Annotated in this window: 18 protein-coding genes; 10 read left to right on the forward strand and 8 right to left on the reverse strand. The window is 42.1% G+C overall.

Features of this window, described 5'->3' with window-relative positions; all coding sequences use genetic code 11:
• The first annotated feature begins 10 nt into the window (after positions 1 to 10).
• Positions 11 to 559, forward strand: coding sequence for a DUF7504 family protein (locus ACTB1O_RS03915; protein ID WP_462993830.1), 549 nt, complete (start codon positions 11 to 13; stop codon positions 557 to 559).
• A gap of 65 nt (positions 560 to 624) precedes the next feature.
• On the opposite strand, the gene ACTB1O_RS03920 is transcribed toward ACTB1O_RS03915, so the two are convergent.
• Positions 625 to 3,852, reverse strand: a complete 3,228-nt coding sequence (locus ACTB1O_RS03920; RefSeq protein ID WP_462993831.1) for a tetratricopeptide repeat protein — start codon at positions 3,850 to 3,852, stop codon at positions 625 to 627.
• A 733-nt stretch (positions 3,853 to 4,585) separates the two neighbouring features.
• Here ACTB1O_RS03920 and ACTB1O_RS03925 point away from each other — a divergent pair.
• Together ACTB1O_RS03925 and ACTB1O_RS03930 are read left to right on the forward strand one after the other, a co-directional pair.
• Positions 4,586 to 6,010 carry a PAS domain S-box protein gene (locus ACTB1O_RS03925; protein WP_462993832.1) on the forward strand — a complete coding sequence of 475 codons (1,425 nt, stop codon included), beginning with the start codon at positions 4,586 to 4,588 and terminating at the stop codon, positions 6,008 to 6,010.
• A gap of 5 nt (positions 6,011 to 6,015) precedes the next feature.
• A complete protein-coding gene (locus tag ACTB1O_RS03930) occupies positions 6,016 to 6,270 on the forward strand; it encodes a hypothetical protein (RefSeq protein WP_462993833.1) in 255 nt (84 codons plus the stop codon).
• 3 nt (positions 6,271 to 6,273) lie between these two features.
• On the opposite strand, the gene ACTB1O_RS03935 is transcribed toward ACTB1O_RS03930, so the two are convergent.
• The 4 genes from ACTB1O_RS03935 to ACTB1O_RS03950 all read right to left on the reverse strand — a co-directional run bounded on the left by ACTB1O_RS03935 (position 6,274) and on the right by ACTB1O_RS03950 (position 10,954).
• A complete protein-coding gene (locus ACTB1O_RS03935) occupies positions 6,274 to 7,620 on the reverse strand; it encodes a PAS domain-containing sensor histidine kinase (protein WP_462993834.1) in 1,347 nt (448 codons plus the stop codon).
• A 163-nt stretch (positions 7,621 to 7,783) separates the two neighbouring features.
• Positions 7,784 to 9,106, reverse strand: a complete 1,323-nt coding sequence (locus ACTB1O_RS03940; protein WP_462993835.1) for an FAD-dependent oxidoreductase — start codon at positions 9,104 to 9,106, stop codon at positions 7,784 to 7,786.
• A 21-nt stretch (positions 9,107 to 9,127) separates the two neighbouring features.
• Positions 9,128 to 10,087: a hypothetical protein gene (locus ACTB1O_RS03945; protein WP_462993836.1), complete on the reverse strand. Its 960-nt coding sequence runs from the start codon at positions 10,085 to 10,087 to the stop codon at positions 9,128 to 9,130.
• 66 nt (positions 10,088 to 10,153) lie between these two features.
• Positions 10,154 to 10,954, reverse strand: coding sequence for a TrmB family transcriptional regulator (locus ACTB1O_RS03950; RefSeq protein ID WP_462993837.1), 801 nt, complete (start codon positions 10,952 to 10,954; stop codon positions 10,154 to 10,156).
• A gap of 111 nt (positions 10,955 to 11,065) precedes the next feature.
• On the opposite strand from ACTB1O_RS03950, the gene ACTB1O_RS03955 reads away from it, so the two are divergent.
• Together ACTB1O_RS03955 and ACTB1O_RS03960 are read left to right on the forward strand one after the other, a co-directional pair.
• On the forward strand, positions 11,066 to 12,328 hold the full coding sequence (locus tag ACTB1O_RS03955; protein ID WP_462993838.1) for a COG1361 S-layer family protein: 1,263 nt from the start codon (positions 11,066 to 11,068) through the stop codon (positions 12,326 to 12,328).
• Entirely contained in the window at positions 12,328 to 13,032 is a 705-nt protein-coding gene (locus ACTB1O_RS03960) for a glucose-6-phosphate isomerase family protein (protein ID WP_462993839.1), read from the forward strand. Before ACTB1O_RS03955 ends, ACTB1O_RS03960 begins: the two co-directional genes overlap by 1 nt.
• A 50-nt stretch (positions 13,033 to 13,082) precedes the next feature.
• On the opposite strand, the gene ACTB1O_RS03965 is transcribed toward ACTB1O_RS03960, so the two are convergent.
• From ACTB1O_RS03965 to ACTB1O_RS03975, 3 genes are read right to left on the reverse strand one after another with little or no spacing between them, the layout of a single operon-like run.
• Positions 13,083 to 13,838, reverse strand: coding sequence for an NAD+ synthase (locus tag ACTB1O_RS03965; protein ID WP_462993840.1), 756 nt, complete (start codon positions 13,836 to 13,838; stop codon positions 13,083 to 13,085).
• Entirely contained in the window at positions 13,839 to 15,566 is a 1,728-nt protein-coding gene (locus ACTB1O_RS03970; protein WP_462993841.1) for a potassium channel family protein, read from the reverse strand. It abuts the gene before it with no gap.
• Entirely contained in the window at positions 15,563 to 16,450 is an 888-nt protein-coding gene (locus tag ACTB1O_RS03975; protein WP_462993842.1) for a TIGR00269 family protein, read from the reverse strand. Before ACTB1O_RS03975 ends, ACTB1O_RS03970 begins: the two co-directional genes overlap by 4 nt.
• Before the next feature lie 109 nt (positions 16,451 to 16,559).
• Between ACTB1O_RS03975 and ACTB1O_RS03980 the strand changes: the two genes are divergently transcribed.
• The 5 genes from ACTB1O_RS03980 to ACTB1O_RS04000 all read left to right on the forward strand — a co-directional run.
• Positions 16,560 to 17,420, forward strand: coding sequence for an RIO1 family regulatory kinase/ATPase domain-containing protein (locus tag ACTB1O_RS03980; RefSeq protein ID WP_462993843.1), 861 nt, complete (start codon positions 16,560 to 16,562; stop codon positions 17,418 to 17,420).
• Positions 17,417 to 19,369: a DUF460 domain-containing protein gene (locus tag ACTB1O_RS03985; RefSeq protein WP_462993844.1), complete on the forward strand. Its 1,953-nt coding sequence runs from the start codon at positions 17,417 to 17,419 to the stop codon at positions 19,367 to 19,369. The genes ACTB1O_RS03980 and ACTB1O_RS03985 overlap by 4 nt, the downstream gene beginning before the upstream one ends.
• Complete coding sequence (thiL, locus tag ACTB1O_RS03990) at positions 19,323 to 20,225, forward strand: thiamine-phosphate kinase (protein WP_462993845.1); 903 nt, start codon at positions 19,323 to 19,325, stop codon at positions 20,223 to 20,225. Before ACTB1O_RS03985 ends, thiL begins: the two co-directional genes overlap by 47 nt.
• 205 nt (positions 20,226 to 20,430) lie before the next feature.
• Positions 20,431 to 21,516: a hypothetical protein gene (locus tag ACTB1O_RS03995; protein ID WP_462993846.1), complete on the forward strand. Its 1,086-nt coding sequence runs from the start codon at positions 20,431 to 20,433 to the stop codon at positions 21,514 to 21,516.
• Positions 21,517 to 21,737: 221 nt separating this feature from the next.
• A partial coding sequence (locus tag ACTB1O_RS04000) for a PD-(D/E)XK nuclease family protein (protein ID WP_462993847.1) occupies positions 21,738 to 23,840 on the forward strand: 2,103 nt, incomplete at its 3' end.

Raw genomic sequence — 23,840 nt, forward strand, 5'->3', positions numbered from 1 at the left:
TTTGTCTGCTATGGATAATGTGCTGGAAGAATTTGGTGACGGGCGTATTGTTCTAGCCATGGCTCCGGCAGATAAGATCAGTAATGCCAACGCAGAAATAGTCCGGAGCATAACCGCCGCCGGACACCGCACCATCGTCGTAACAGTAAACAACCCGTCACCTCTTCTAAAGGATCTGTACATATCAAAGGGAATTGATATCTCAAATGTGTTTTTTATCGATGCAATCACGAAGTATGCACTTGGGACACTGCCCGGCGACCTGGACAACTCAGTCTTTGTCAGCAACCCGTCAAACTTAACAGACGTGGGAATAGCCTTAACCGAGATGCTTAAGGAAAATCCCGGGGAGAAGACGTGCGTGATTATCGACTCACTCAATACAATGTTAATCTACCTCTCAACTCCCACACTGACAAAATTTGTCCACTTCCTTTCAAGCAGACTAAGACTGATGAAAAGTTTTGCTTTTTATCTCACTGTAAAAGAGGGTATTGATCCCATGCTCATGATGCAGCTCCAGACATTCTCTGATGAGAGCATCGAGATCTTAGAATAATTGTATTTTCTTTTTTGACAACCCTGCACCTTATGATACTGTGTAATTTAAAAAAAGTATTGTTATCAGAGATCAGTTTCATCCGTTTCCGAATCAGATTTCTCTTTTTTCTCTTTTCTTACAGTCCTTTCAAAGCATTCCGAAGCATCCATGTACCTTCCAAGCTTTGTCAAACATACTCCCTTTCTGTATGATGCCGCAGAATCTCCGGGATTTAAGGTTAAAACCTTATCATATGCCTCTATTGCAGCCTCCTGTTTTCCAAGCTGTTCAAGTGCAAGACCTTTTCCATACCAGCTGTTGGGATCGTCAGAGCCAAACTCTATTGCATGCTCAAAGGATTTTCCTGCATCATTGTAGCGGCCAAGATTTACAAGAAGCATACCACGTGCATTCCAGAGGGCTGCATTCTTATGATCACCCTTTATTGCATCCTCATATGAAGAAAGCGCCTCTTCATACTTCCCGATACGTTCATATGCATTTGCCTGAAGGAGAAGTGCGCCTGTAAGTTCAGGTTTTTCCGAAAGGACCTTCCCGATGAACCTGACTGCTTTCTCATACCCCCCCATGTGCATCTGGGCAGTTGCACACTGGAAGAAACTCTCAATATCACTACCTGTCGAGTTTTCAAGTGCAACTCCGTAGCTCTGAAGAGCTTCTTTATATCTGTCTGATTTCAACAGGGATTCAGCAAGCAAAAGCAAAGTGGTTTTATCAGCCGGCTGATTTTCGACAACCTTCTGATAACTTTCGGCAGCTTCGGCAAATTCTCCGAGCCTGAACTTCATATCTCCTTTTATCCTGCTGGCCGTGTTGTTTTCAGGGTCAGTCTCCAGCATTGTATCACAGGCCTCAACACAGTCCTCATATCTTCCCATGAGTGCGAGAAGCTTTGCAAGCTTTGTCCAGGTATTGATATCTTTTTCATTATTTTCCAGAATGGAAGCATAATGACCGGCAGAAAGCTCCAGATCTCCGGACTTCTCACAGAGTGCCGCGATCTCAAGCCTTGCCGGAATGTCATCCTCTTCTGCTTCAAGGAATGCATTAAACTGCTTAATAGCCTCCTTTGTTCTTCCGGCACCGGATAATGCAAATGCATAGCCGCGTAATCCAACCTTGTTTTCAGGGCAAAGTTCCAGAAACTTCTCAAATTCTTCTGCAGCTTCTGCATAACTGCATGTTTCAAGCATCAAAAGTGCCATATCAAGCAGAACTCCCGTATCATCGGGTCTGAATTCATATGCCTTCTTAAAGGACTTTGCAGCTTTCTCAAACTCTCCTGCATGCCACAGAGACGAACCCAGATCTTTCCATCCCCCCGCATCTTCTCTGTTTGCCCTCACATAGTGCTCAAATGCATTTGAAGCCTCTTTGTAACGCCCGAGAAGCCTGAGTCCGTTCGCAAGCGAGAGTGTGATCCCCTCTCTTTCCGGATCAATCTCATATACCCCGGTATATGTGTCAACAGCAGCCTCCAGGTTTCCACTCTTCTCATAGACTTCCGCTTTCTGACACAGGAGGGAAGAATCAGCGACCCCTGCATTTTCCAGGTTTTCGATTGCAGATAACGCCTCTTCATAGTGGCCTGCCCTGTCCAGGATTGTGATATAATTTCTCCAGGCACTTACATCACTTCCACCTTTTGCCATAATTGGCTCAAGAATCTCAAGAGCGGATTCATAATCACCGCCCGACATTAAAATCTCGGCTTTTTGAGCTCTGGCTGAATCGTCATCAGGTGCAAGCGAGAGGATATTGTCCATTCCCAAAAGAGCCTCCTCAATGAGACCCAGTTTTAGCCTTGCCTCTGTTATCTTCTGCCAGACGATTACATTAGAGGAGTCTGCCTCTAAAACCTTCTCAAAGCATGCAACTGCCTTTTCGTTGTCGCCAAGATGCATAAAGGCAGTTCCCTTCTTCTCCCAGAGACCTGTTTCTTCAGGGAATTTCTCAATTACCTTTGCCAGGGAGTCGGCTGCACCGCCGTACTCACCAAGACTTAAAAGAGAGTCTGCATGATTTCTCCAGGCATTCATATTGTCAGGATTTGATTCAATAATCTTTGAGAAGCACAAAAATGCATCGTCGAACTTTCCAAGATGCATCAGTGCCTCACCCTGCATCTCAAGCATCCGCGACTCCCTTACATCAATATTGAACTTTGGCCGGGATGCGGCATTCTCTTTTTCAAACAGGCTTAAGTCAATATTATTATTTATCCAGTTGACACCACTGCCCGAACCATCTATAACATGAGCAAAACTGTTTAATGCGTCATTGTATTTCCCGAGTTTTGAAAGGCAGAGTCCCCTCTGATACCACGCCGCAGAATTATCCGGAGCTACTTTTAACAGATTGTCAAAACAGAAGACCGATCGCTCATATTCACCGAGGTTTCCGAATGCAATGCCCATCATATGCCATGCAGAAATATCTGCCGGATTCTTCTTAACAACAATCTCAAGTGCATAAACCGCTTCCGAATATGCTCCGCTCCACATGAGATTTATGGCTCTGTTGAATCCGGATACAGTATCAAAAGAAGTCTCCAGGCCGATATTTTTGTAGGTCTCGGCAGCCAGAGTATAATTTCCAAGCCTTTCACATACCGATGCCCTGTGATACACAGCAGTAATATCAGAGGGATTTGCCTTTAGGGCAACATCATAAAAACCAAGGGCTTCTTCGTACTTCCCAAGCTTTTCCAAAACCTCTCCCATCTTTATTATTACAGCAATATTTGCAGAATCATTTGCCAGAACCCTGGAAAATGCCTCAACTGCACCGTTATAATCACCGGTTCTCATGCAAAGAAGCCCAAGCCTCTCCATGACAGCCATATCCAGAGGAGCCATTGTAAGCACCATTTCACAGCACTTGCAGGCACCGGCAAAATCACCCAGAGACTCGAGGGAATCTGCTTTTTTATACCATATATCAATTATTGACGAATCTGAAACGAGAACTTTGTCAAAGCATGCAACTGCTCCTGCGAAATCTCTTGAAGCAAAAAGGGAGTTCCCCAATGCCTGCCACGCATTTATATTCTCAGGAGATGCCGCAACTGCACGCTTAAAAAAACGTTCGGCATCTTCATACTTTCTAATATGCATTAATGCAGTGCCTGCCTGATAACAAAGGGCGCCGTTATCAGGTTCTATTTCAAGCGCTTTTTCAAGATTTTTAACTGCATCTGCGTATTTACCCTGATCAAACAGTGATGCAGCCTTGTCAATCCAGGGGTTGGGATTATTCCCCTGTCCTTTTATTCTGTCAAAGATTGCCATATTTAAATGCAGACTCCTAAAAGTTTTATCTCTCCAGATTTTATCTTTGTATCTTAGGCAACATAAGAATGGTGCCTAAAACCTATCTTAAGTGTTTATTCTTATCAGGAAAAATAGCTTGCCTTAAATATTTTACAAAAAATTATGGAAAAACAAGTGTCAGATTTAAAATAAAGAGCAGATATCAACAGGAATAGCAGTTTGTATAAATTTTTTTATAATTAAATTGTCTGTTACTGCCCGGATATAAAAATTACATTGCGCAAAAAAACCAACATTAAAAAGTACAAAAAAGCTCTTTTAGCCGTGCCATGATGGATGTTTGCCGGAAACAAAAAATCTGATAATGTGGGGGGGGAAATACACTCAGACCTTTTTTTGTGGGGGGGGAATTTTCCGACTCCGTTTTTTTCAGTTATACTCAAATTTCGGAAGATAAACCGGATATCCGTCAAATTATGATGGGGTTTTGGGGGGGATTGATCATGGGGATTAACGAATTTATGGGGACCGGCTTATTTTTATAACCAGAATCTGGTCAAATATTTAAACTTCCGTGCATATTATGAAAATATTAAAACGGTAACATCCTCACGCACAAAGATACTGGGGGCTTAATAATATAAATAGTTAAGTGATTGGATAATCCATATAGGAGATCCATTCTAAATTACAATATATATAGTTTTTTCAAACAGATTTATATCTTACAAAATATTATTCTTACATATATATGCAGGGCGGGAATTCGGAACATGCGGTTATATTGGATCTTTTAAAAAATAATCCGCGGGGGATGTCGTTAAAACAGATAACAGATGCCATAGGTATGAACAGAATAACAGTGGCACGCTATCTTGACATACTCAAAACTTCCGGAAGAGTTGAGATGGAGCCGTATGGTCAGGCAAAGGTCTACTACCTCTCAAACCGTATCCCGATATCAGCAATGCTTGATTTTACTTCAGGCCACATCATAGTAATCAAAAACAACAGAAAAATCATAAACGCCAACTTACCATTTTTAAATCTTTTTGATTTAAAAGAGGAAGAAATACGGGGGAAAAATATTGATGAAATATTTCAGACAGAGGACGAAGAGAACAATCTCATACCGAAGATTACAGAGGCTCTTTCCGGCAGAGAGGTATCAGAAGAGATCTGCATAAAAAAAGATGATCATGATATCTGCTTCTGGATGAAGATGCTGCCAACAGTTTTTTACAACGGCGAGCCCGGACTTACAATACTTCTTGAAGATATCACAGAAAGAAAAAGAACGGAGGAGATCATGATCCTTCAAAAAGATCTGGGATGGAAGCTTTCTGCGGCACAGACATTTGATGAGGCGCTCCCTCTTGCAATAAAGACTGCAATGTACATACTGGAGATGGATGCAGGCGGAATTTATCTTCTAAACGACAGTACACAGGAACTTGAGCTCTTCTTCTCCGAGGGGATTGGGAAGGAATTTTTAGATAATTACAGAACAGTAAAACCGGATTCTCAGATATACGAGATTGTTTCCAAAAACGGCCCCCAATATCTGAATGAAAAGGATTTTGGTATATTATCCGAATCAAACACAAATGACCTCAAAAAAGAGGGCATAATATCCCTTGCCATGATACCGATCAGGTATGACGGTAAACTTGTTGCAACCTTTCATATCGCATCAAAGAAGATGAAAGAGTTTAGCCAGTGGACAATGAGGGAGACAGAGGCACTGGCGTCCCTCACTGCCAATGTAATCATAAGAATAAAAGCAATTAATGATCTAAAAAACAGTGAAAAACGCTACAGGATGCTTTTTAATCATGCAAACGATATGATTGTCCTCAACAGATTTGAGGAGATGGAAAAAGAGGGCCGTGTTATTGAGGCAAACGATGCGGCATTAAAAAAGCTCGGCTATGATCAGGATGAATTATTCAATCTCACAATATATGATCTTGATAGAAGCCTTAAGGGAGAGAAAGTCGCCGTTAAAAAGGAAGTTCTTCTAAATGAGGGCCTGATCAAAACCAGAAGGGCACTACAGGACAAAAACGGCAATGCAATCCCGACAGATATCAGCTCCCATCTGATTTCAATAAATGATTCCAAAATGGTGCTTTCAATTATTAAGGATTTAAGAGAGACAAGTAACCGGGATTAAATTACATGACCTGGCACAACAAGAATCTGATGCAGATACTGGATGATACAGATGAGGCCCGTCATATAAATGAGCTCATGATGCTGCGCTCAAAAGAAAAAAAAGATGCAACTGCGGATGATATCTTAAACAACATCATTCATCCGACACTCGAAGACCTTGAATATTACCTGAGATATTATGCAAAAGAGGATATGAAAAAAGAAGAACTAAAAAAACTGATATCCTCATGGATAGAGGCTCAGATCAAAAAATGTTGATTTTCAGGCAGATTTCAACTTTAAGACTATTTTTAAGCCTTCTTCAGAATTACCAGGCGTCACATCCTCCGCACGTATTTCTCCTTCGTATGATGCTGCAATAAGCCAGCATACCGGAAGTCCGAGACCTCTTCCCCTTCTGCTGTCACCTTCCGGCTGAAATCTCATAAAGAGATTCTTTTTCTTGGCTTCAGGAATACCCGGACCGTTATCCTTTATTGAAATCTCAACAAAGCCGTCTTTCTCTTCAGAAACAACATCAATACAGACATCTTTCCCTCCATAGGAGAGACTGTTCTCAAATATATAACAGAAAAGATCATCGAGAAAACTTCCTGCATAAACCATTAATCCGGAAGGTGTGTAGTTTATTTTCGCCTCTGTTTTTTCAGCTGCATTCTTTATTGAGAAGTCCGGAGAGTAAGGCACAGGAGCCTCCATTTTATTGTGAATCTCTCTTATTTTTATAACTTTACTGATTATATTGCTGCTCTGTTTGATACCCATAAGCATCTTATCAAAATACGGCCTGTCATCATCGGATACAGACTCATAGAGAAGTTCGGCAAATCCCTGTGCTGCTGTATTTGCATTGTTGATATCATGCGTTAAGATATCAATATACATGTTAGCTTCACGATTTGACTCTTTTAGGGAATTATTGAGCTCAAATATTTTTTGGGCACTTAATTTACTCTCAGTTATATCTGTAAGAGTCATCACGATATTGTCATTCGGAACTTTTGATGCCGACAACATGGCGTAATTTACCTGTTTCTCATCCGAATGTATCTCCATCTCGTAATTTTCAAGCGAACCCTCGGTTTTTAAAACGGATAAAAATTCCAGACATTCTTCATCTCCACCACATAAAGAAGCCAAATCATCTTCTGATTCAGAAAAACCCCAGCCTTTCATGATCTCTGCAAACTTTCTGTTTTTTTCGATTATTCTGCCGGTTTCGCTGTCAATTACACAGACACCACCTTCAGAGTAGTCAAATATGCCTTTAAATCTCGCCCGATCTGATCTTAGATTTTTAGATATTATTGAAACAACGACTGATATGCTGATGTATACGTAAAACTGCATTGTTGCAGAGACAATCCCAAAGAAATCAGGATATATAAAGCCATATACGAGAATCAGATAAAAGACAGAGATAAAAGTCGATATTAAAACCCCTCTTCTGGGATACAGAAAAGAGACAATTATAACAGGAAAATAAAATATGTGAGAGACAACCATAATTGTGCTCTCAAAAATTATCTGATATGTAATTTCCATCATCAGAAAAAGCAAAAGAACAATCCCCAGCGACACGTATGTTGTCAGGATTTCATTGTCCAAAATTTTGGAATTGCTTTTTAATTGCATTTAAACTATCGTATTAATCTGTTTATCCAATAAAGTTTCTCATTTAATTGAAAGAAAAAATCAAGCGTAACTGATACTTTTTATTAACTAATAAATTCTTTTTTTTTGATTGAACTGATTAAAAAAATAATTTGTGCTATTTTTTCCGGAGAGAGTTTGTATATTTTATGAGACCATATATGCCGTCAGTTGAGGGATGAACCTCCATATATTTTTCAAAATCCGATATATTAACTCCTTTTTCTATCAGATATGCCATATATGCAGAGACTGCAGATGATGAAGGTGCACCGAGGTACATTCCGTTAATTTTGCCTGTTTTCTTCTCCACCTTTATCATGGATTGTCCTGTGTTTCTTTCCGGTACCGACCAGAAAGAACCGGGTCCTGACGGAGAGGGCAGAATCATCTCAAATGTATCTTTTAACTCTCCGGAGCAGAATGAATGCTCGTAAAAAAGTTTTACAGACTGGGGGATACAGCCGGGTATTTTCGGCACTTTTTCTCCAAGAATGGATTTTGCGGCACATATGCCCTGCATCCTGGCATATGGTGTCATAAAAACCTGTCCCGTGACGTCCCCTGCGGCATAGACACCTTTTACACCTGTCTCATAACCGTCATCAATTAAAATCTCTCCACGCTCACCCTTTGAAATTCCGGATATGTTTTCAGTCCGCGGAATAAGTCCTGATGCAAACAAAACCGCATCACAATCAGTTTCATACTTTTTTCCGCCGTTCTCCAATATCACGGATTTCACGTGGCTGTCTCCGCGAATCTCTCTTAAAAGTGTGTATTCCTTTAGATTTACGTCTTTTATCTCCTTTATTGCGGTTTTTCTTAATGAGTCAGGTTTATCCCTTAAAAACAGGCTTCTGGAAACAATAGTTACGTTTGATCCGAAGACGGAGAATATGTAGGAGTATTCGGCCGCAATAATACCCCCGCCGACTATTACAAGATTTTTTGGTGTTTCTTTTAAACTAAATATCGTATGCGGGTTGTAAACTCCTTCAAGGTTATTTCCTAAAATTTCAGGGATAAAAGGCCTCGACCCGGTTGCAATAAGAACCTTATCAGAATCAAGAATTTTATTGTCAACCGCGACTACAGAGCCGTTTAAATACGCCTCACCCCTTACAATCTCAACACCTGCCCCTTTCGTCTCACTGTCAAGTATTTTTGATATTGTATTCTGAATATTATTCATCTCAGTCCAAAGGTTTGCAAGCGAAACTTCCGGTTTAAGATTTAGAACAGAGAGCTTTTGAAGCTTTTTTGATTCGTCAAGAAGTTTTGCGCAGTCATTTAAACCGCAGATAACCATGCATCCTTCATGCAGGCACTGACCGCCAAGAGAGCCTCTCTTCTCAACAAGCCTGACCTCCTCGCCTGCAAGAGCAAGATGTATGGCGGCAAGCCTTCCGGCCGGGCCGCCCCCCAGAACAGTTATCATAAAAATAAAGTGTTGAATTAATTATAACAGCTCAACGCCGTCATCCAGTGGTTCTCTTAATATCTCCCCGGTGAAGGTCTCAATCTCCACAATTTTGTTTCCCCGAATCTGGACAACAGGCAGATAAACAAGATCAAGTCCGACTTTAATGTTATCCTTATCAGGCGAGACTTTGATATCCTCATAGTATATCGTATCTCCCTCGGATTTGCTGACACGGACACTTTTGGTTAAGTCTTCTGCCACCCGGTCCCTTATTTTATCCATGAGATCGCCTTTTTTCAGCTTTGCATTAAGGATCTTTGCATCTCCGGGAACATTTCTATTCTCGGGAATCAGCCCCTCCAAATCCTCAGAGTCAATATCTGTCCTGTTGCCGGATATTGTGTTTATAAGGCCTCTCTCATTAAAATTAAAGTCAATTATATGACTGTTGAATACCTTCTCACCAGTACTTTCACAAGTATACAGGAAATGCGGAATAAACACACGGTGAACATCGCCTTTTATTCCCGCAATCTGTCTTGCACGCTCTTCTGTTATTGATGACGGAAGACACGCAAGCTCCGGGCCCAAATCCACGGCGCTTATCCGGGATTCACTCTTTGCCCTCCCTTCAGACCCGAAAGATACATCCTCAAATTCAATTGCAAGAGTTTCTCCAAGCACTTCCGCCACAGTTGCCTGCCCCGAATATTTTGCAAGTTCACGATGCCCCCAGACCGTGCAGTTGCCGGCATTAAGGCCATCTTTCATAGTAAAAAGAAGTTTTTTGCAGTCTGAAACGCCATCATCTGACTGAACCCTGAACTTTTTCCTTGAAAAGAAATCTATCTCTGAGGAATCATCAGAACAGAGAACAACAAGGCAGTCTCCGCCCCCGTATGCAGTCAGATCAAACCCGCCGCTTCCTTCCTCAACATCATAAGAGGCAGCCTCAAGAATTTTTGTTATTGCATCAACAGCCCGTTCTTTTTTCATCTGATTATCCTATAAGGATCTAAAAGTGAATTATATTTTCTATAATAAGTTATTGCGATGAAAAAATTATTTTGATTTTCTTATCTCAGCGCCATGCGAATTTTTCAGATGTCTGCTTAAAAAATTCCAGTAGGTTACAAAGAAATGCACAAAACCATACGACTCGGAATAAAGTGCATGAGGATTTGCCTCCCCCGATTCTGAATCCATGATCAAAATAACCTTTTTTTTATCGATTATATAAACTCCCGATGCCCTGTTGTTCGTCATCATATCGCAGCCGCAATACTCCTCAAATATAAAAACAGAAGCGCCGGGAGGCATTTTACCATCCCATACATCAGTTATAATCTCCATTTTTACTTTATCTGTTAAATCATCAAGGATATCCAGAAGAGAGTCTTTTATAAAATCCCATTTGCTTATGAAAAGTATCTCCTCATCTGCGCATGAAAACGCCTCCCTTAGTTTTAAGATGATGTTTTCCTGCCCGGATATGCTCCAGATGCACTCCTGTTTTATCTCGGAACGTTTTGGCCGGGCCTCATAAAGTCTGTTTAAATAGCCAAGAGCAGTGTCGGCATCTTTTTTTATCGAGCCTAAAAGAGTCCTGACAGCCTCCTCAGGCGGGACTGAGCTAAACCTTTTGGGCGTTGTATTGGATATATTGACAATATTTTTATGAATTAATTTATCAATTACAGAATAAACCGATGCGCGGGGAACTCCTGATATCTCATGTATCTCGGTTGCTGTTGCGCCTTCCACCTGCAAAAGAGCCATATATACAAGCGCCTCATATTTTGTAAGTCCAAGAGACTTCAATGACTCAGTTTTTCCTTCAGATTCAGGGTAATTGTCTTCCATCGGCATACAAATATATATCCACAGCTCAAATAAATGTTGTTACAAAAATAACAACACCCCTACAACCCTATAAAAATGAGACGATAAAATATGAAATTTACATATATTGCTATGATATTGCTGATTTGCACAGCATTTACGGTTTTTCCCGCAGCAGCCGGAGAGAAATACCTATCAGGAGAACCTGAGATGAGTGTTGCGGTATCAGGAACAAATGAATATGAACCGGGACAGGATGTAACACTTACAGTAATCGTCCAGAACACAGGCACAAAAAACTTCAAGATTATCCAGTCATCTATTGTAGACCGTGATGATAATCCTGACACTGCAAAACTTGTCGTTGTGTCTCTGGATGCAAACGGGGCACCCTTAACAGTCAAAACAGACCCCCAGATGATAGGTGATGTTGTGGCAGGAAGTTCGGTGAACGCTGCATTCAACATAAAAGTCGATAAATATGCCGCACCCGGAGACTATGATCTCATCACGATACTGAAATACAAATATCTCTACAATGCCGATCAGATTGGTCAGGATTCAATCAAATACACCTACAAGGATGTCGAACTGCCACTCGCACTTAAGGTAAAGGTAAAATCAGATCTTCAGATAGAAGTTTCAGACATTGCTGTGGACTCAATGAATGTCGGCGCCGAGGGCTACATCACAATGGATGTCAAAAATATAGGCCATGAAACCGGGCAGAACTCTGTAGTTAAGCTTACCCAGGCTGATGGCAGTGCAATTGTTCCGACTGACTCAAGCGTATATGTCGGAGAGTTTGCACCGGGTGATGTGAAGACTGTTAAATTCAAGGCAGCGGTCTCGGATAACGGAGAGGCAAAGAACTATCCTGTCCTTGTATCGGTTGACTACAAGAATAAAGACGGCGATTCTGTATCATCCGACTCCGAAACAATCGGTGTTGACGTCGGCGGCAAGGTTGAATTTAAGATTGTATCAGAGCCAGTAAAGCTTAACCCCGGACAGAAGGGAGAAGTAGTCATTATCTATAAAAACACAGGTGAAACAACGGCATATAATGCACAGGCACGTATCAGTGCGGTTGATCCCTTCACAAGCAATGATGATACGTCATACTTAGGCGACATTGCACCGGGAGAGACTGCAACAGGAAAATATCTGGTCTCCGTCTCCTCAGATGCGACGATAAAATCATACGGAATTGATACTGAAATACGTTACCGCGATTCACTTGACAACAGCCAGATATCAGATTCAATGAAGACACAGGTGGAGATTGTAAAGACATCCGGAATGGCCATATTCACAAACCCCGTCCTTCTTACAGTCCTTGTCTTTGCAATTATCGGGGCAGGGTATTTTGTATGGTCAAGACGTAAAAACTAATGATGGATAGTTTCTGGGACGGCCCGCTTCCAAAGCCTTCTGAGCGGACGGTTGTGGACATGCAGTGTGTTCTTGCAGATCAAAGCATCACTGCAGATAAAACACTTTATTTTATGTACAGAAACCTCTCAAAGAACGAAGAGGACTCAAAATGGTTATCTGACAATAAATTACGATACGATATAACGGTTATCCCGCCGTGCATTCTTGGCCGCGAATATGTAAAGACAAAAGGGCATTATCATCCCGATGCACCCTGCGGACAGGGTTACCCCGAACTTTATCAGGTTTTATCAGGTGAAGCTGATTTTATGCTTCAGAAGACTGATCTCTCGGATGTATGCGTCTTAAAAGCAAAAGAGGGCGATGTTGTTCTTATCCCTCCCGGGTACGGGCATGTTACTATCAATCCTTCTGATAAGACGCTTGTTATGGCAAATATTGTATCAGACGATTTTGAGAGTGAATATGAATACTATACAGAGATGAGAGGAGCGGGATACTATGAATTCTCAGGCGGGGAATTTGTTAAAAACCCGAAATACGGAGATTTGCCCGAGATCAGAATGAAAAATCCGGATGAGATTCCGGAACTGGGGATATGCCACAACAGGCCTATTTATGATATGATAGGTGATGACGGTCTTTTGGACTTTTTAAACAGGCCATCTGTTCTGGAAAAGAGAAAACCCGGCTTTTTTTAAAAAAAAGGGTTTTTGAAACAACTGTCTCATAAAAAACAGGGAAATATTAATTATTTATATTCGCCCTTTAAGAGATTCGGCGGGGAATTTCTCTTATGGGAAGAGGAATTCACTTTTTTTAGTATTTCTGCCTCGATATCACTCTTCGGCTTCCAGCCGTTTTTCTCAAGACTTAAAAGTGCCGCATCAATCTCGTCATATGAAAAACCGAGCTCCTTCTCATCGCTCTGACCAGGATAAAGACCGGCGGAAGGTGCTTTTTTAATTATTTCCTCTATTATACCAATCTCTTCTGCAATTTTATATACGTCTTTTTTGAAAAGGTGCAAAAGCGGCTGGATATCTGCCGCCTCATCGCCGTGCTTGGTGCAGTAACCAAGTAAATACTCACTCTTGTTCGAAGTCCCGCAGACAAGGGCGGATCTCTGGTTGGCATAGTAATAGAGAGTCGTCATCCTGATTCTTGCCATCAGATTTCCCTTCAGATAGGGATTTTCCGAATACCCGGGCAGGTTTTCAAATTCGTTTAATATTCCGGATATCGAAACTGTCTCGTTTTTTATCCCGAATTTTTCGCAGAGTAATTTAACATCCTCCATATCACTTTCTGGTGTGACATCGCTCGGCAGAAGATACCCGTAAACATTCTCCGCACCAATTGCACGGACACAGAGTACTGCCGCAACAGCCGAGTCAATACCGCCTGAAAGACCGATAACAATTCTTTCTTTTCCTGATGACCAGACAGAGTGCCTTATCATCTGCTCAATCTTTTCACATTCACATCCGGTGCATAATTCCTTCATTTATCTTATTCCTCCCGAGAAAATTCCGATGATTTTTTTAAGCGATTTTATATCCCCAAAGGCGATTATATCATCGCCGGGCTTTATTACCTGATCAGCCCCGGGTCTTATTGCGGTATTATCTCTTCCCTCAACAGCGATTATCCTTGCTCCCGTTGCAGACTCACACCACCCTATCGTTACATCTTTTTTCAGCATACTCGTCTTCATAATCACCTTTCTGTCTCCGGGTATATCCAGAAGAACAGATACAATATTGTGAAGAACTATCCCTGCCGCCATCTGCCCGCTTGTTGTCGGGAGAAGAGCAACATAGTCTGCACCGGCACGGTAGAGCTTTTCAACAGAGTTTGGTTTGTTTGCCCTTGCAAGAATATGAATTGACGGATTTAGGTTTCGTGCCAGAAGAGTTGTGAATATGTTCACCTCATCATCGTTTACAGCCGCAATGCAGACCTCGGCCTCTTCTATATGGGCCTCCTTTAAAACAGACTCCTCCTGTGCATTGCCTTTTATTGCAAACGGCTCATCAGATGCCGGATCAATCACATAAGACTGAATTCCCACTTTTTTAAGCTCCGAATAGACCACCCTTCCAAGGTCGCCGAATCCTGTAATTACGGCGAGTTTTTCTGTTCTCTCACCGCTGACCATAACCTCATTCATAAAACGGGAGAGGGGATCTGACCTTCCAAGTAAAAAGAGGGTTGTTGAACGCTGAATTTTTATATCCCCCCCTCCCTCGATATGGAAATTACCCTTATCCATTATAAATACCGGATCAACACCATAATTTTCAAAGAGAGAAAGTTCATTGAGCGTTTTTCCTATTACAGGGCAGTCCCCGGGGACTGTTAAATAGACAAATTTTAAGGGATTTTCAAATTTTGCCTCCCTCTTTTTACCATCCCTTACAGATGCCTGAAAGAGAATGTCCACTTCAGGAGTAAGCGAGATATGCCTTGCAATTATCTTTCCGGTGAAATCCTTTGGAGAGATTACATGGTCGGCACCGGCATATTTCAGATACCGGTCATATGAAAGGTCATCAACGATTGCGGTTATTGACGCCTTTGTCCTCCTTCTTATGCCAAGAAGAATTGTTGCAGACTTCTTCTCCCACTCACAGATTATGATATCATGTGCATCCGCAACGTTGACTCCGGTCCAGGTCTCATTTTCATCATAAATTCCGGAAACGACAAAAACCGATTTTTTATGTTTTTTGTAGTACTCTATCGCCTCAAGGCTCTTTTTTTCATCCTCATCCACAAGGACAATCCTGAGATCAGATACTAAAAGACTGTCAATTAGGGACTTTGAGATCTCGTTAAATCCCACAACAATCACGTGATCTGATATCTTCTCATGAATCCTTAAGGGCGGTGACGGTCTGAAAACTTCCTGAATGTAGGGTGTTAAAACCGCCGGAATAATCATTAAAAATGTAAAAACGCCCGTACACATGATTACGATAATCAAAATTATCGTCAGAGGATTTTCCGCAGGGAAGAAGGTTAAAAGGTCATATCCGACTGTAGTCATAGTCTGGAGAACAAAAAGTACAGACTCCGGCCATGAAAGCCGGGTTCCTTCCAGATATGGTATGGAATAGTATAAAATTATGGTATACACTATCACCTGGATTAACAGGAGCTGTATGTAAAAACTGAGTCTGTCCCTGAAGAGATAATTACTCATATATCTGAAAAACTGCGATTTTTTCATTCTAAAATCTCCTTTAAAACCCTGCATGTCCCGCATTCACCAAAAACAGGCTCGCCGCACACCTCACATCTTCGGATTTTTGTATTATCCTCTTTTAATCCACATTTTAAGTCTTCGCCAAGGTTTACAAGTGCATATTTTGTTGCCGGGTGGCGATAGTTGTAATCGTTTATAAGCTCCCTGACATCAGCTCTCAGTGCATTATGCGAGTATGGACACCCCCTCTCCTCATACCCCTCAACATGCATATGTGCATAAAGTGCAACCTCACGTTCAGGAAGATAGATAAACGGCCTTATCCGGGGAATCATGCCTTCGGCAGGAGACTGTTTCCGGAGAAGTTTTTCGGTATCGCCCCTGAGCACATTCATCATGACAGACTGGGCCTCATCATCAAGATTAAAGCCCATCGCAATCTTTGTCGCACCAAGCTCACGTGCAAATTTGTTTAAGACCTGCCTTCTCAGGACACCGCAGAAGGAACAGGAATTTCTGTCGCCCTTCTTTTTAACAATCTCATCCAGCGTTATTCCGAAATGCTCCTGAAAAGAGGTTGTGTGAAATTTAACACCGTAATTTTCCGCTATCTTTGATACAACAGATGTATCACGGTATCCTTCTATCCCCTCGTCAATTGTGACTGCAAGGATATCAATATCCCTTCTCTCCCCGAACGTCTTTTTAAGGAAATGCAAAACCGCACTGCTGTCCTTCCCGCCGCTCATCGCAACCGCTATTTTATCACCCGGTGAGAGCCAGTTGTGCTTTCTTATCGCTTTTTTTGCACGACTTTCAAAATCGACAGTGAAATGCTCCCCGCACAGGTGCATCCCCGAATACTTCTGAAAAATCACCGCATCCCTGTTGCATTTGAAACATTTCATAACAAAAACCGCCATCGAAACTAAATTCCGGCAGACACCCTGCCGGAATAAAGTATATGTATAATCTAATCAGTTATATCATCTCCAACAGATAAATTGTTTACAGATTATGCCGGTTTCTCCAGAAGATATTCAAAGTCTCCATAAATATGAAATGCTCATTTTAAACACGCTTGAGCGGTTGATGAAAAGGTACACATGGGTACCTGAGGATGTTTTAAAAAAAGCGTGCGGACTGTCGCTTCAGGAGACGGAATACCGCCTCGGGCACTTAATGGCAAAGGATATGGTGAAGAGCAGTTCTGTCCCTTACAAAGGTTATCAGCTTGTATTCAACGGATATGACGCACTTGCAATATCCGCACTTGTAAAAAAAGGAACAATCTCCGCTCTGGGATGCTTAATAGGGGTAGGAAAAGAGTCCGCAGTTTATGAAGCGCTCGGAACAGGGGTTTTGGTCTTAAAAATTCACAGAATCGGCCAGCGCTCTTTTCAGTCAGTCCGCCTCAACAGAAGTTTCATGCCGGAATGGAAGCATTTCCCGTGGATTTTTGCATCGACATATTCGGCAAAACAGGAATTTGACGCCTTAAAAAAGTTAAGAAAAGGCGGGGTAAATGTTCCCGTTCCCGTCGCAGTCAACCGCAATGTGGTTGCAATGTCTTTTATAGCAGGATTAAACCTGCATCAGGCAGTTTTAGAAAATCCGCAGGAAGTTTTTGACAAAATTTTAGAGAATGTGAAAACCGCATACAGTCTCGGCTATATACACAATGATCTCTCGGAATTCAACGTGATGGTTGACGAAAAGGAGGTGTGGATAATAGACTGGCCGCAGTGGATAGAGACCTCACATCCGAATGCAACTGAGATTTTAAAACGCGATATTGATAACATAGTAAACTATTTTTCAAGGAAATACAGCATATCGTGCACATTGGATGAAGCATTTAAAATGGTGGTTGGTTGAAGGTATTCGGGATAGATATAATCAGAGGATCAGTAAGATCAGGAACCAGAAAACCGGTATTTGCCCTTGTTAAAAGAGAAGGGGGAGAGATTACCGGTACAGGAGAGGTCTCTTTGTTCCGGCTCAAACGAGAGCTGGAATCAGAAAAACCGGATATAATAGCTGTTGACAGCATCCGTGAAATATCATCAGACCAGCAGGAGCTTATTTTTTTTATGCAGTCCCTCCCTGCGGGGACAAGACTCATTCAGGTTACAGGCGGTGAAAAACAGGAGTCACTCCAACGGGTTGCCGCCAGGTACAACATAAAACTTTCAGACCGCTTTGATCCTTTTTCCGAAGCCAAAACAACCGCACATGTGGCAGAGCTCGGCGCAGGCTGTGAGGTTATCGCCTTTGAGAATACCTGTGATATCACAGTTTCAAGAAGCCGCTCCATAGGAAAGGGGGGATGGAGCCAGAATCGGTATATCAGAAAGATCCACGGCGCAGTTCTGACAAAGGCAAGAAAAACAGAGGATATCCTCAGAGAAAAGGGGATTAAATACGATAAATCCGAATCAAAAGGTTTTGGAGGACTCAAGCGTGCTCATTTTCATGTTTACGCTGCCAGGGGTGAGATACCCATACAGTCAGGAAGACATTCGGACTTTCAGGTAAGGGTTACTGCAAGAAAACTTGACAGAATCAGATACACGCCGCAGATTTCAAAGAAAAGCCCGATTATAGTTGGAATCGATCCTGGCACAACATTCGGAATTGCCGCACTTGACCTTGAGGGAAATCTGATAAAACTAAAAAGCTCGCGGCAGATGTCTCTTTCTGACTGGACAGAGGAGATATCAGAGATTGGAAAACCTGTTGTAATCGCATCCGATGTATCGCATATGCCGGCATCGGTCGAAAAGATCAGACGTGCCTTTAAGGCGGTAGCATATACACCAAAAGAGGACAGGACACAGGAAGAGAAAGCATCACTGTGCATATCCTCAGGAATTGAATTTAAAAACGATCATGAAAGAGACTCACTGTCCGCCGCTCTTGAGGCATATAAATTCTACAAGAACAGGTTTAAAAGCATAGAGAAGCGGATTCCGCCAGGATACGATCTTGAACAGATACGGGCAGGAATAATCAGCGGACTTTCCTTAGAGCAGATAATATCGGGAATCTCACCAGATATTCCCGAAAAAGAAGAAAAGGAAGAGGAAGAAGCCGGAGAAGAATTTACAAAGTCCGATGTAAGAATTTCGCATCTTGAAGGAATGGTAAAAGATCTCAGAAATCATGTGACAGCTCTTCAGAATGAGATAAAAGAGAAGGAAAATGAAACAGAGTCTCTCAAAAGAATGCTGAAGGCCGAGAGAACCGAGAGGTCAGAGGCCAGAAAAAAGAGTCAGGAGATAACAGATCTCGAATCCCGGATGAAAGCGGTAAAAAAGCGGCTTAGAAAAGAGGAGAAGAACAACAGGCAGCTTTTCAGGAAGATTGCAAGGCTGAAGCGATTTGCCGAACTTACAATGGACGGCGAAAATATTCCGGTCAAAATTCTTTCTGCTTTTACAAAAGAAGGACTAAGAATACTTGACGATGACTTCGGTGTCTCGGAAGATGACATCATCTTTGTCGGGAAAACAGAGGGCTGGGGAAACGCGGCTGTATCTTTTATATCTGAATCACGTGTAAGAGCCATTATTGCGGACAGTTTTGATGAAAACCTCTATGACGCATTCATGCAGGAAAATATCCCCATAATTTTGGCAAAGTCAGTCCCTGTGGCGCTAAGGGGAAGAACAGGGACAATAAACAGGGAACAGTTTGAATGTGCATTATCAGAATGGAATTTAGAACATGAAGAATTTTTAAAAGAGACAAAAACACTGATGATAGAGTCTGTCGTAAATGAGTATAAGCGGGAGAGAGAACTGGAGGTCAGAAAACGTGGATGACAGGGAGATTGTAAGAAGGATTTCCGCAATAATCGGCGGGGAGAACACAGAGGATGACTGTGCGGTAATCCAGTCCGGCGACCGGCTTTTGGTTGCATCAACCGATATGCTCCATGAGAAGACCGATTTCCCGAAAGGTATTACTGACCGGCAGATTGGATGGATGTCTGTCGCAGTCACTCTTTCTGATATTGCAGGCTCGGGAGCACAGCCCGTATCTGTCCTCATTGCAGCAGGAATTGATTCACCCCTGAGAATAGAAGAGATAATTAAAGGGGCAAAGGAATGCTGTGATAAATACGGGGCAAAACTTTCAGGCGGCGATGTGGACTCGCATTCAGAGCTCACAATTGTGACAACCGGAATAGGAATTGTTAACACTGAAAATTATGTCTCACGAAAGGGAGCGGCGCCCGGCGATATCATCTGTGTCTGCGGAAACCTCGGGCATGCACAGAAAGGACTCTCCGGCGATCCCCGCTATTTCAAAGACCTCTGCGAACCTCAGCCAAAAGTTGAGGAAGGAAAAATCCTCGGCCTGTCAGGCATAACGTCAATGATGGACATCTCAGACGGTCTTGCAATCTCGCTTTATGATTTATCCGAATTAAACGAATGCGGATTTGAGATAGAAAGAGAACTGATTCCCTTACACGAGGGAATCGATTTTGATACAGCCCTCTATGGCGGAGGCGACTTCGGACTTTTATACACATGCCAGGAGAGTCTTTTTGAAAAGGAAGGACTCCCGGGATTTAAGATAGGGAGGGTTTTTTCATCCCCTGGTGTCAGGGCAGACGGGGAATGTGTGGACAAAAGAGGATATTCTCACATCTGGGATGATAAACGAATTTAGAAATTTTTTTATAGATTTTTGTAATTCATATGTTTTTCTCCGGTGCGATCAGTCACCGTAGAAGGACAGGGAAATTTTGATTATAAGGTAAGGCTGAAGAGTGCCTTGTGAAAGGAGAACATAGATTTTTATTTTTTGTATAAAACGAGTTTTCTCACAGAATCCTTAATATATTGAAATTTCATATAAAAGTCAGGGATTTAAAATGAATTTTAAGTTACTCTTTGTATTAATCGCATTTACCGCGATTATTTTTATTATATCCCCGGCAGGAGCGAACGCTGTGCCGTCGGATGAAGTTGAGATTGAACCGATTACGATTACATCATCGGGAGACGGTTCATATTTTAAAGGGGAAGAGATTCTGTTCTCAGGGAATAACACCGAATCCGATTATACGTACATGTTTATCACCGGACCCAGCCTTGACCCAAACGGTCAAAAGGTTAGTGAACCTGATAAAGCTGCAGTAACCGGAGATGAGGACACTTTTGCTATCGCTACGGTGGCCGGAGGAGGCACATGGAAGTACGCACTGGATACCCAGACCACCGATTTTGATCCCGGCACTTACACTATATATGCCGTTACAGAACCAAAAAGCAAAGCAGATCTTTCAGGCAGTAAATATAACACCGTATCAATTGTGATAAAAAAGCCTTTTATTATGGCAAAAGTCTCTGAACCGGTTATCAAATCAGGCGAAGATGTGGTAATTACCGGGATTGCCGAAGGAAGTCCGACTTCAGTCGGCATATGGGTACTTGGTTTTGATTACTGGAACGGTGCCAAAACAGCTTCAATGGTGACAGTTGCTCCTGAAGATGACGCCTCGTTTGAGTATGTAATCGAAGGAAAAGAAACCGCAAATATGGATGAAGGAGAATATTTTGTTGTTGTTCAGCACCCAATGTATAATGACAAACTCGACATCATTACAAAACAGGGCTCTGACAAAGATACAGTCTATGTACAGTCTGCCGACGGGAGTTCTAATCCGTTATTTATCATCCGGGGCAGTTCCGCACTAAGAGGTGCTGATGCTGCAGAAGCGCTTATTAATGCTCTAAATCTGCCTGATATTGACGACTATTCTGATAGGTGCACCTTCCAGATAAAAGGCCAGTCTGAAAATATTCAGCCTGAAATAGAACAGTCAGAGAATGAAGTAAAACAGTCTGAAATAGAGCAGCCAAAAACTGAAGCAGAACAATCAGAAAAGAACCCTGAAACCCCTGCACCAGGACCTTTTGAAGCATTTATGAATTTTTTAGCAGGCATACTGGGATAAATCTGATCCAGGATAAATTACCTGACTGGTGGCATGAAGACAGGAAATAATCCTGATTTTTTTTATACCATTTTTATACCAGATTCTCTTTTGAAGGTTTTAGAAAAAAACCAGAGAAAACCTATTTTATTAAAAAAATCCACATCCTGCTTATTTAACACCTGCAGGAAAAATCAAAGTACGGTTTTATAAGTATCCCTGCACTAAAATTACATGTGAGCATGCCTGAAAAAAAACTTATTCTCACCCCGCCCGGCTGCGGCCTTAAAAGAAGCATTGAGCTTTTCAAAACAGAATACAAAGTCGCACCACTCAGTACATACCTTCTTCTGCCGACAGAAAGACTGGCAAATACAGTCAGGGAGCTGCTCTTAGAAGACGGCCTTTCTGTTGTAAAAAAAGCTGTTACCACCCCAAAAGAATTTGCATTAAGTATTGCAGGCAGAAACAAAAATTTCAGGCTTATAACAGATGAGGAGGCAAAGATGCTCCTCATAACTGTAATTAAAAGCAACATGAAACACATTGAGAACATCTCACCTTCAAAAGAGTTCTCTTCACGTCTCATAAATGATATTTATACCTTAATTTCAGTCCTTATGGAACGCGAAACAGACTATGAAAAGGTCTTTTCAGAATATGACTCCAAAAAAAACAGGGCACTTCTTGCGATTATAAAGGATTACAGGATACTTCTGGAATCTAAAAAACTGGTTGTGCCCGGCGCAGTCTACAGTGCTGCGGCAGAATTTTTAAAAGATGAAAAATATTTCTGCACGGATTCATCCCTCATATTTTCAGGCATATATGAACCCCCGCAATCTCTTAAAAATTTCATCACGTCCGCAGGTGACCGGGCAAAATCTGCTGTATATTTCAAGCCTCACTGCAGTGACAGGAGAATCTGTTCAGATGACGGAAAATGGTTCTCAAAAGACTGTTCTGAGACAATAGAGAATTCTGCATATTCATCTGCATATACAGGCATATTCGCGGGAGAAGAGCCTGAAAATCTGCCGGCACAGGTTTATGCAAAACGCTATAAGAGCATAAAGGCGGAAATTTCCGCAATTGCAACGGAGATTCTTTCACTTCTAAAGGACGGGACACATCCTTCAAAGATTGCGGTTGCATTCCCTGATCCTGCCGGTGCCACTCTGATAATTGATGAGATCTTTTCTGATTTTTACATCCCGTACTCCTCATCTGCAACACTGCCCTTCTCACGCTCCCCTGTTGTTATGTCAGTAATCCTGATTACAGAAGTAATATCCAAAAATTTCTCAAGAGAGAGTGTATCAGAACTCTTATCCTCGCCATACATTAATTCCAAAATCAGTGCATCCCAAACAGATTCGGTTGCAGGAAAAGCAATGATTGAAGACGGCTTTTTGTCGTGGAATAAAAACATTGCAAAATATATCAAAAGGCAAAAAGGACACCTTGAATCTCCAGACACTCCCGATTACAGAAGAAAAGCAATAAAAAAAGAGATAAATGCTGCCGAATCCGTTCTAAAATCGCTCTCACCGGTATTATCCGAACTTAACAGTCTTAAAAAAGACGATACATACAAGGGCCATATTGCAAATCTTCTAACCCTCTTAAAAAAATGGAATGTGCCCATAATTGATTCAGACTGCGGGGATGAGATACAAAGCAGAGACAACACTGATCTTAAAAGACTTTTATCGCTTCTTGGAGGACTATCCCACACATCAAAAATCTCAGGCGAAGAGCCGGTCTCCTTCTACGAATTTTCAAGGTTTTTCTCATCCGCAGTCGGAAACCTTCGTGTTTCACAGAAAAGAGACGATTCCGTTGTTCAGATTATGGGAATCGGGGGACTTCAGGACGCGGAATTTGATTATGTGTTCATGGGGGGTTTAACAGACGGAAAAATTCCTGATATCCCTTCCCTTCTGCCCTATACAAACGAGTCTGAAGATCAGGCTATATGGCCGAAAAAGAGGCGTGAGAAGATCAGATGGGAGAGGTTTTACTTTGTATCAGCCCTCTGTGCTGCAAAACGCTCGGTATATCTGAGCTGCCATAATGAGGCGGACGGCAGACAGGAGATTCCCTCCCAGTTCTATGAGACTGCCGTAAAAGTTCTGTCACCAAAAACACCCGCAGACACAGAACCCTGCGGCTCTTTTTCCTACTCGGTTTCACAGACAGGACGCAGCCTTTCAAACGGGGAAATTTATGAAAAATTCTGCCTGCCAAAGGGAGTTTCTGCACAGGCGGCTGCCGACAGGATCAATATCGAGGGCTATCACAGAAGAGGCCTTTACGACTCCTCCTATGACGGTCTTCTCCTA

This window comes from Methanomicrobium sp. (assembly GCF_055145805.1).

Bases quoted from the DNA above. Each gene is read 5' to 3' on its own strand.
- ACTB1O_RS03915 (WP_462993830.1), top strand. From the start codon at position 11: ATGGATAATGTGCTGGAAGAATTTGGTGACGGGCGTATTGTTCTAGCC.
- ACTB1O_RS03920 (WP_462993831.1), bottom strand. From the start codon at position 3,852: ATGGCAATCTTTGACAGAATAAAAGGACAGGGGAATAATCCCAACCCC.
- ACTB1O_RS03925 (WP_462993832.1), top strand. From the start codon at position 4,586: ATGCAGGGCGGGAATTCGGAACATGCGGTTATATTGGATCTTTTAAAA.
- ACTB1O_RS03930 (WP_462993833.1), top strand. From the start codon at position 6,016: ATGACCTGGCACAACAAGAATCTGATGCAGATACTGGATGATACAGAT.
- ACTB1O_RS03940 (WP_462993835.1), bottom strand. From the start codon at position 9,106: ATGATAACTGTTCTGGGGGGCGGCCCGGCCGGAAGGCTTGCCGCCATA.
- ACTB1O_RS03945 (WP_462993836.1), bottom strand. From the start codon at position 10,087: ATGAAAAAAGAACGGGCTGTTGATGCAATAACAAAAATTCTTGAGGCT.
- ACTB1O_RS03950 (WP_462993837.1), bottom strand. From the start codon at position 10,954: ATGGAAGACAATTACCCTGAATCTGAAGGAAAAACTGAGTCATTGAAG.
- ACTB1O_RS03955 (WP_462993838.1), top strand. From the start codon at position 11,066: ATGATATTGCTGATTTGCACAGCATTTACGGTTTTTCCCGCAGCAGCC.
- ACTB1O_RS03960 (WP_462993839.1), top strand. From the start codon at position 12,328: ATGATGGATAGTTTCTGGGACGGCCCGCTTCCAAAGCCTTCTGAGCGG.
- ACTB1O_RS03965 (WP_462993840.1), bottom strand. From the start codon at position 13,838: ATGAAGGAATTATGCACCGGATGTGAATGTGAAAAGATTGAGCAGATG.
- ACTB1O_RS03970 (WP_462993841.1), bottom strand. From the start codon at position 15,566: ATGAAAAAATCGCAGTTTTTCAGATATATGAGTAATTATCTCTTCAGG.
- ACTB1O_RS03975 (WP_462993842.1), bottom strand. From the start codon at position 16,450: ATGAAATGTTTCAAATGCAACAGGGATGCGGTGATTTTTCAGAAGTAT.
- ACTB1O_RS03980 (WP_462993843.1), top strand. From the start codon at position 16,560: ATGCCGGTTTCTCCAGAAGATATTCAAAGTCTCCATAAATATGAAATG.
- thiL (WP_462993845.1), top strand. From the start codon at position 19,323: ATGAGTATAAGCGGGAGAGAGAACTGGAGGTCAGAAAACGTGGATGAC.
- ACTB1O_RS03995 (WP_462993846.1), top strand. From the start codon at position 20,431: ATGAATTTTAAGTTACTCTTTGTATTAATCGCATTTACCGCGATTATT.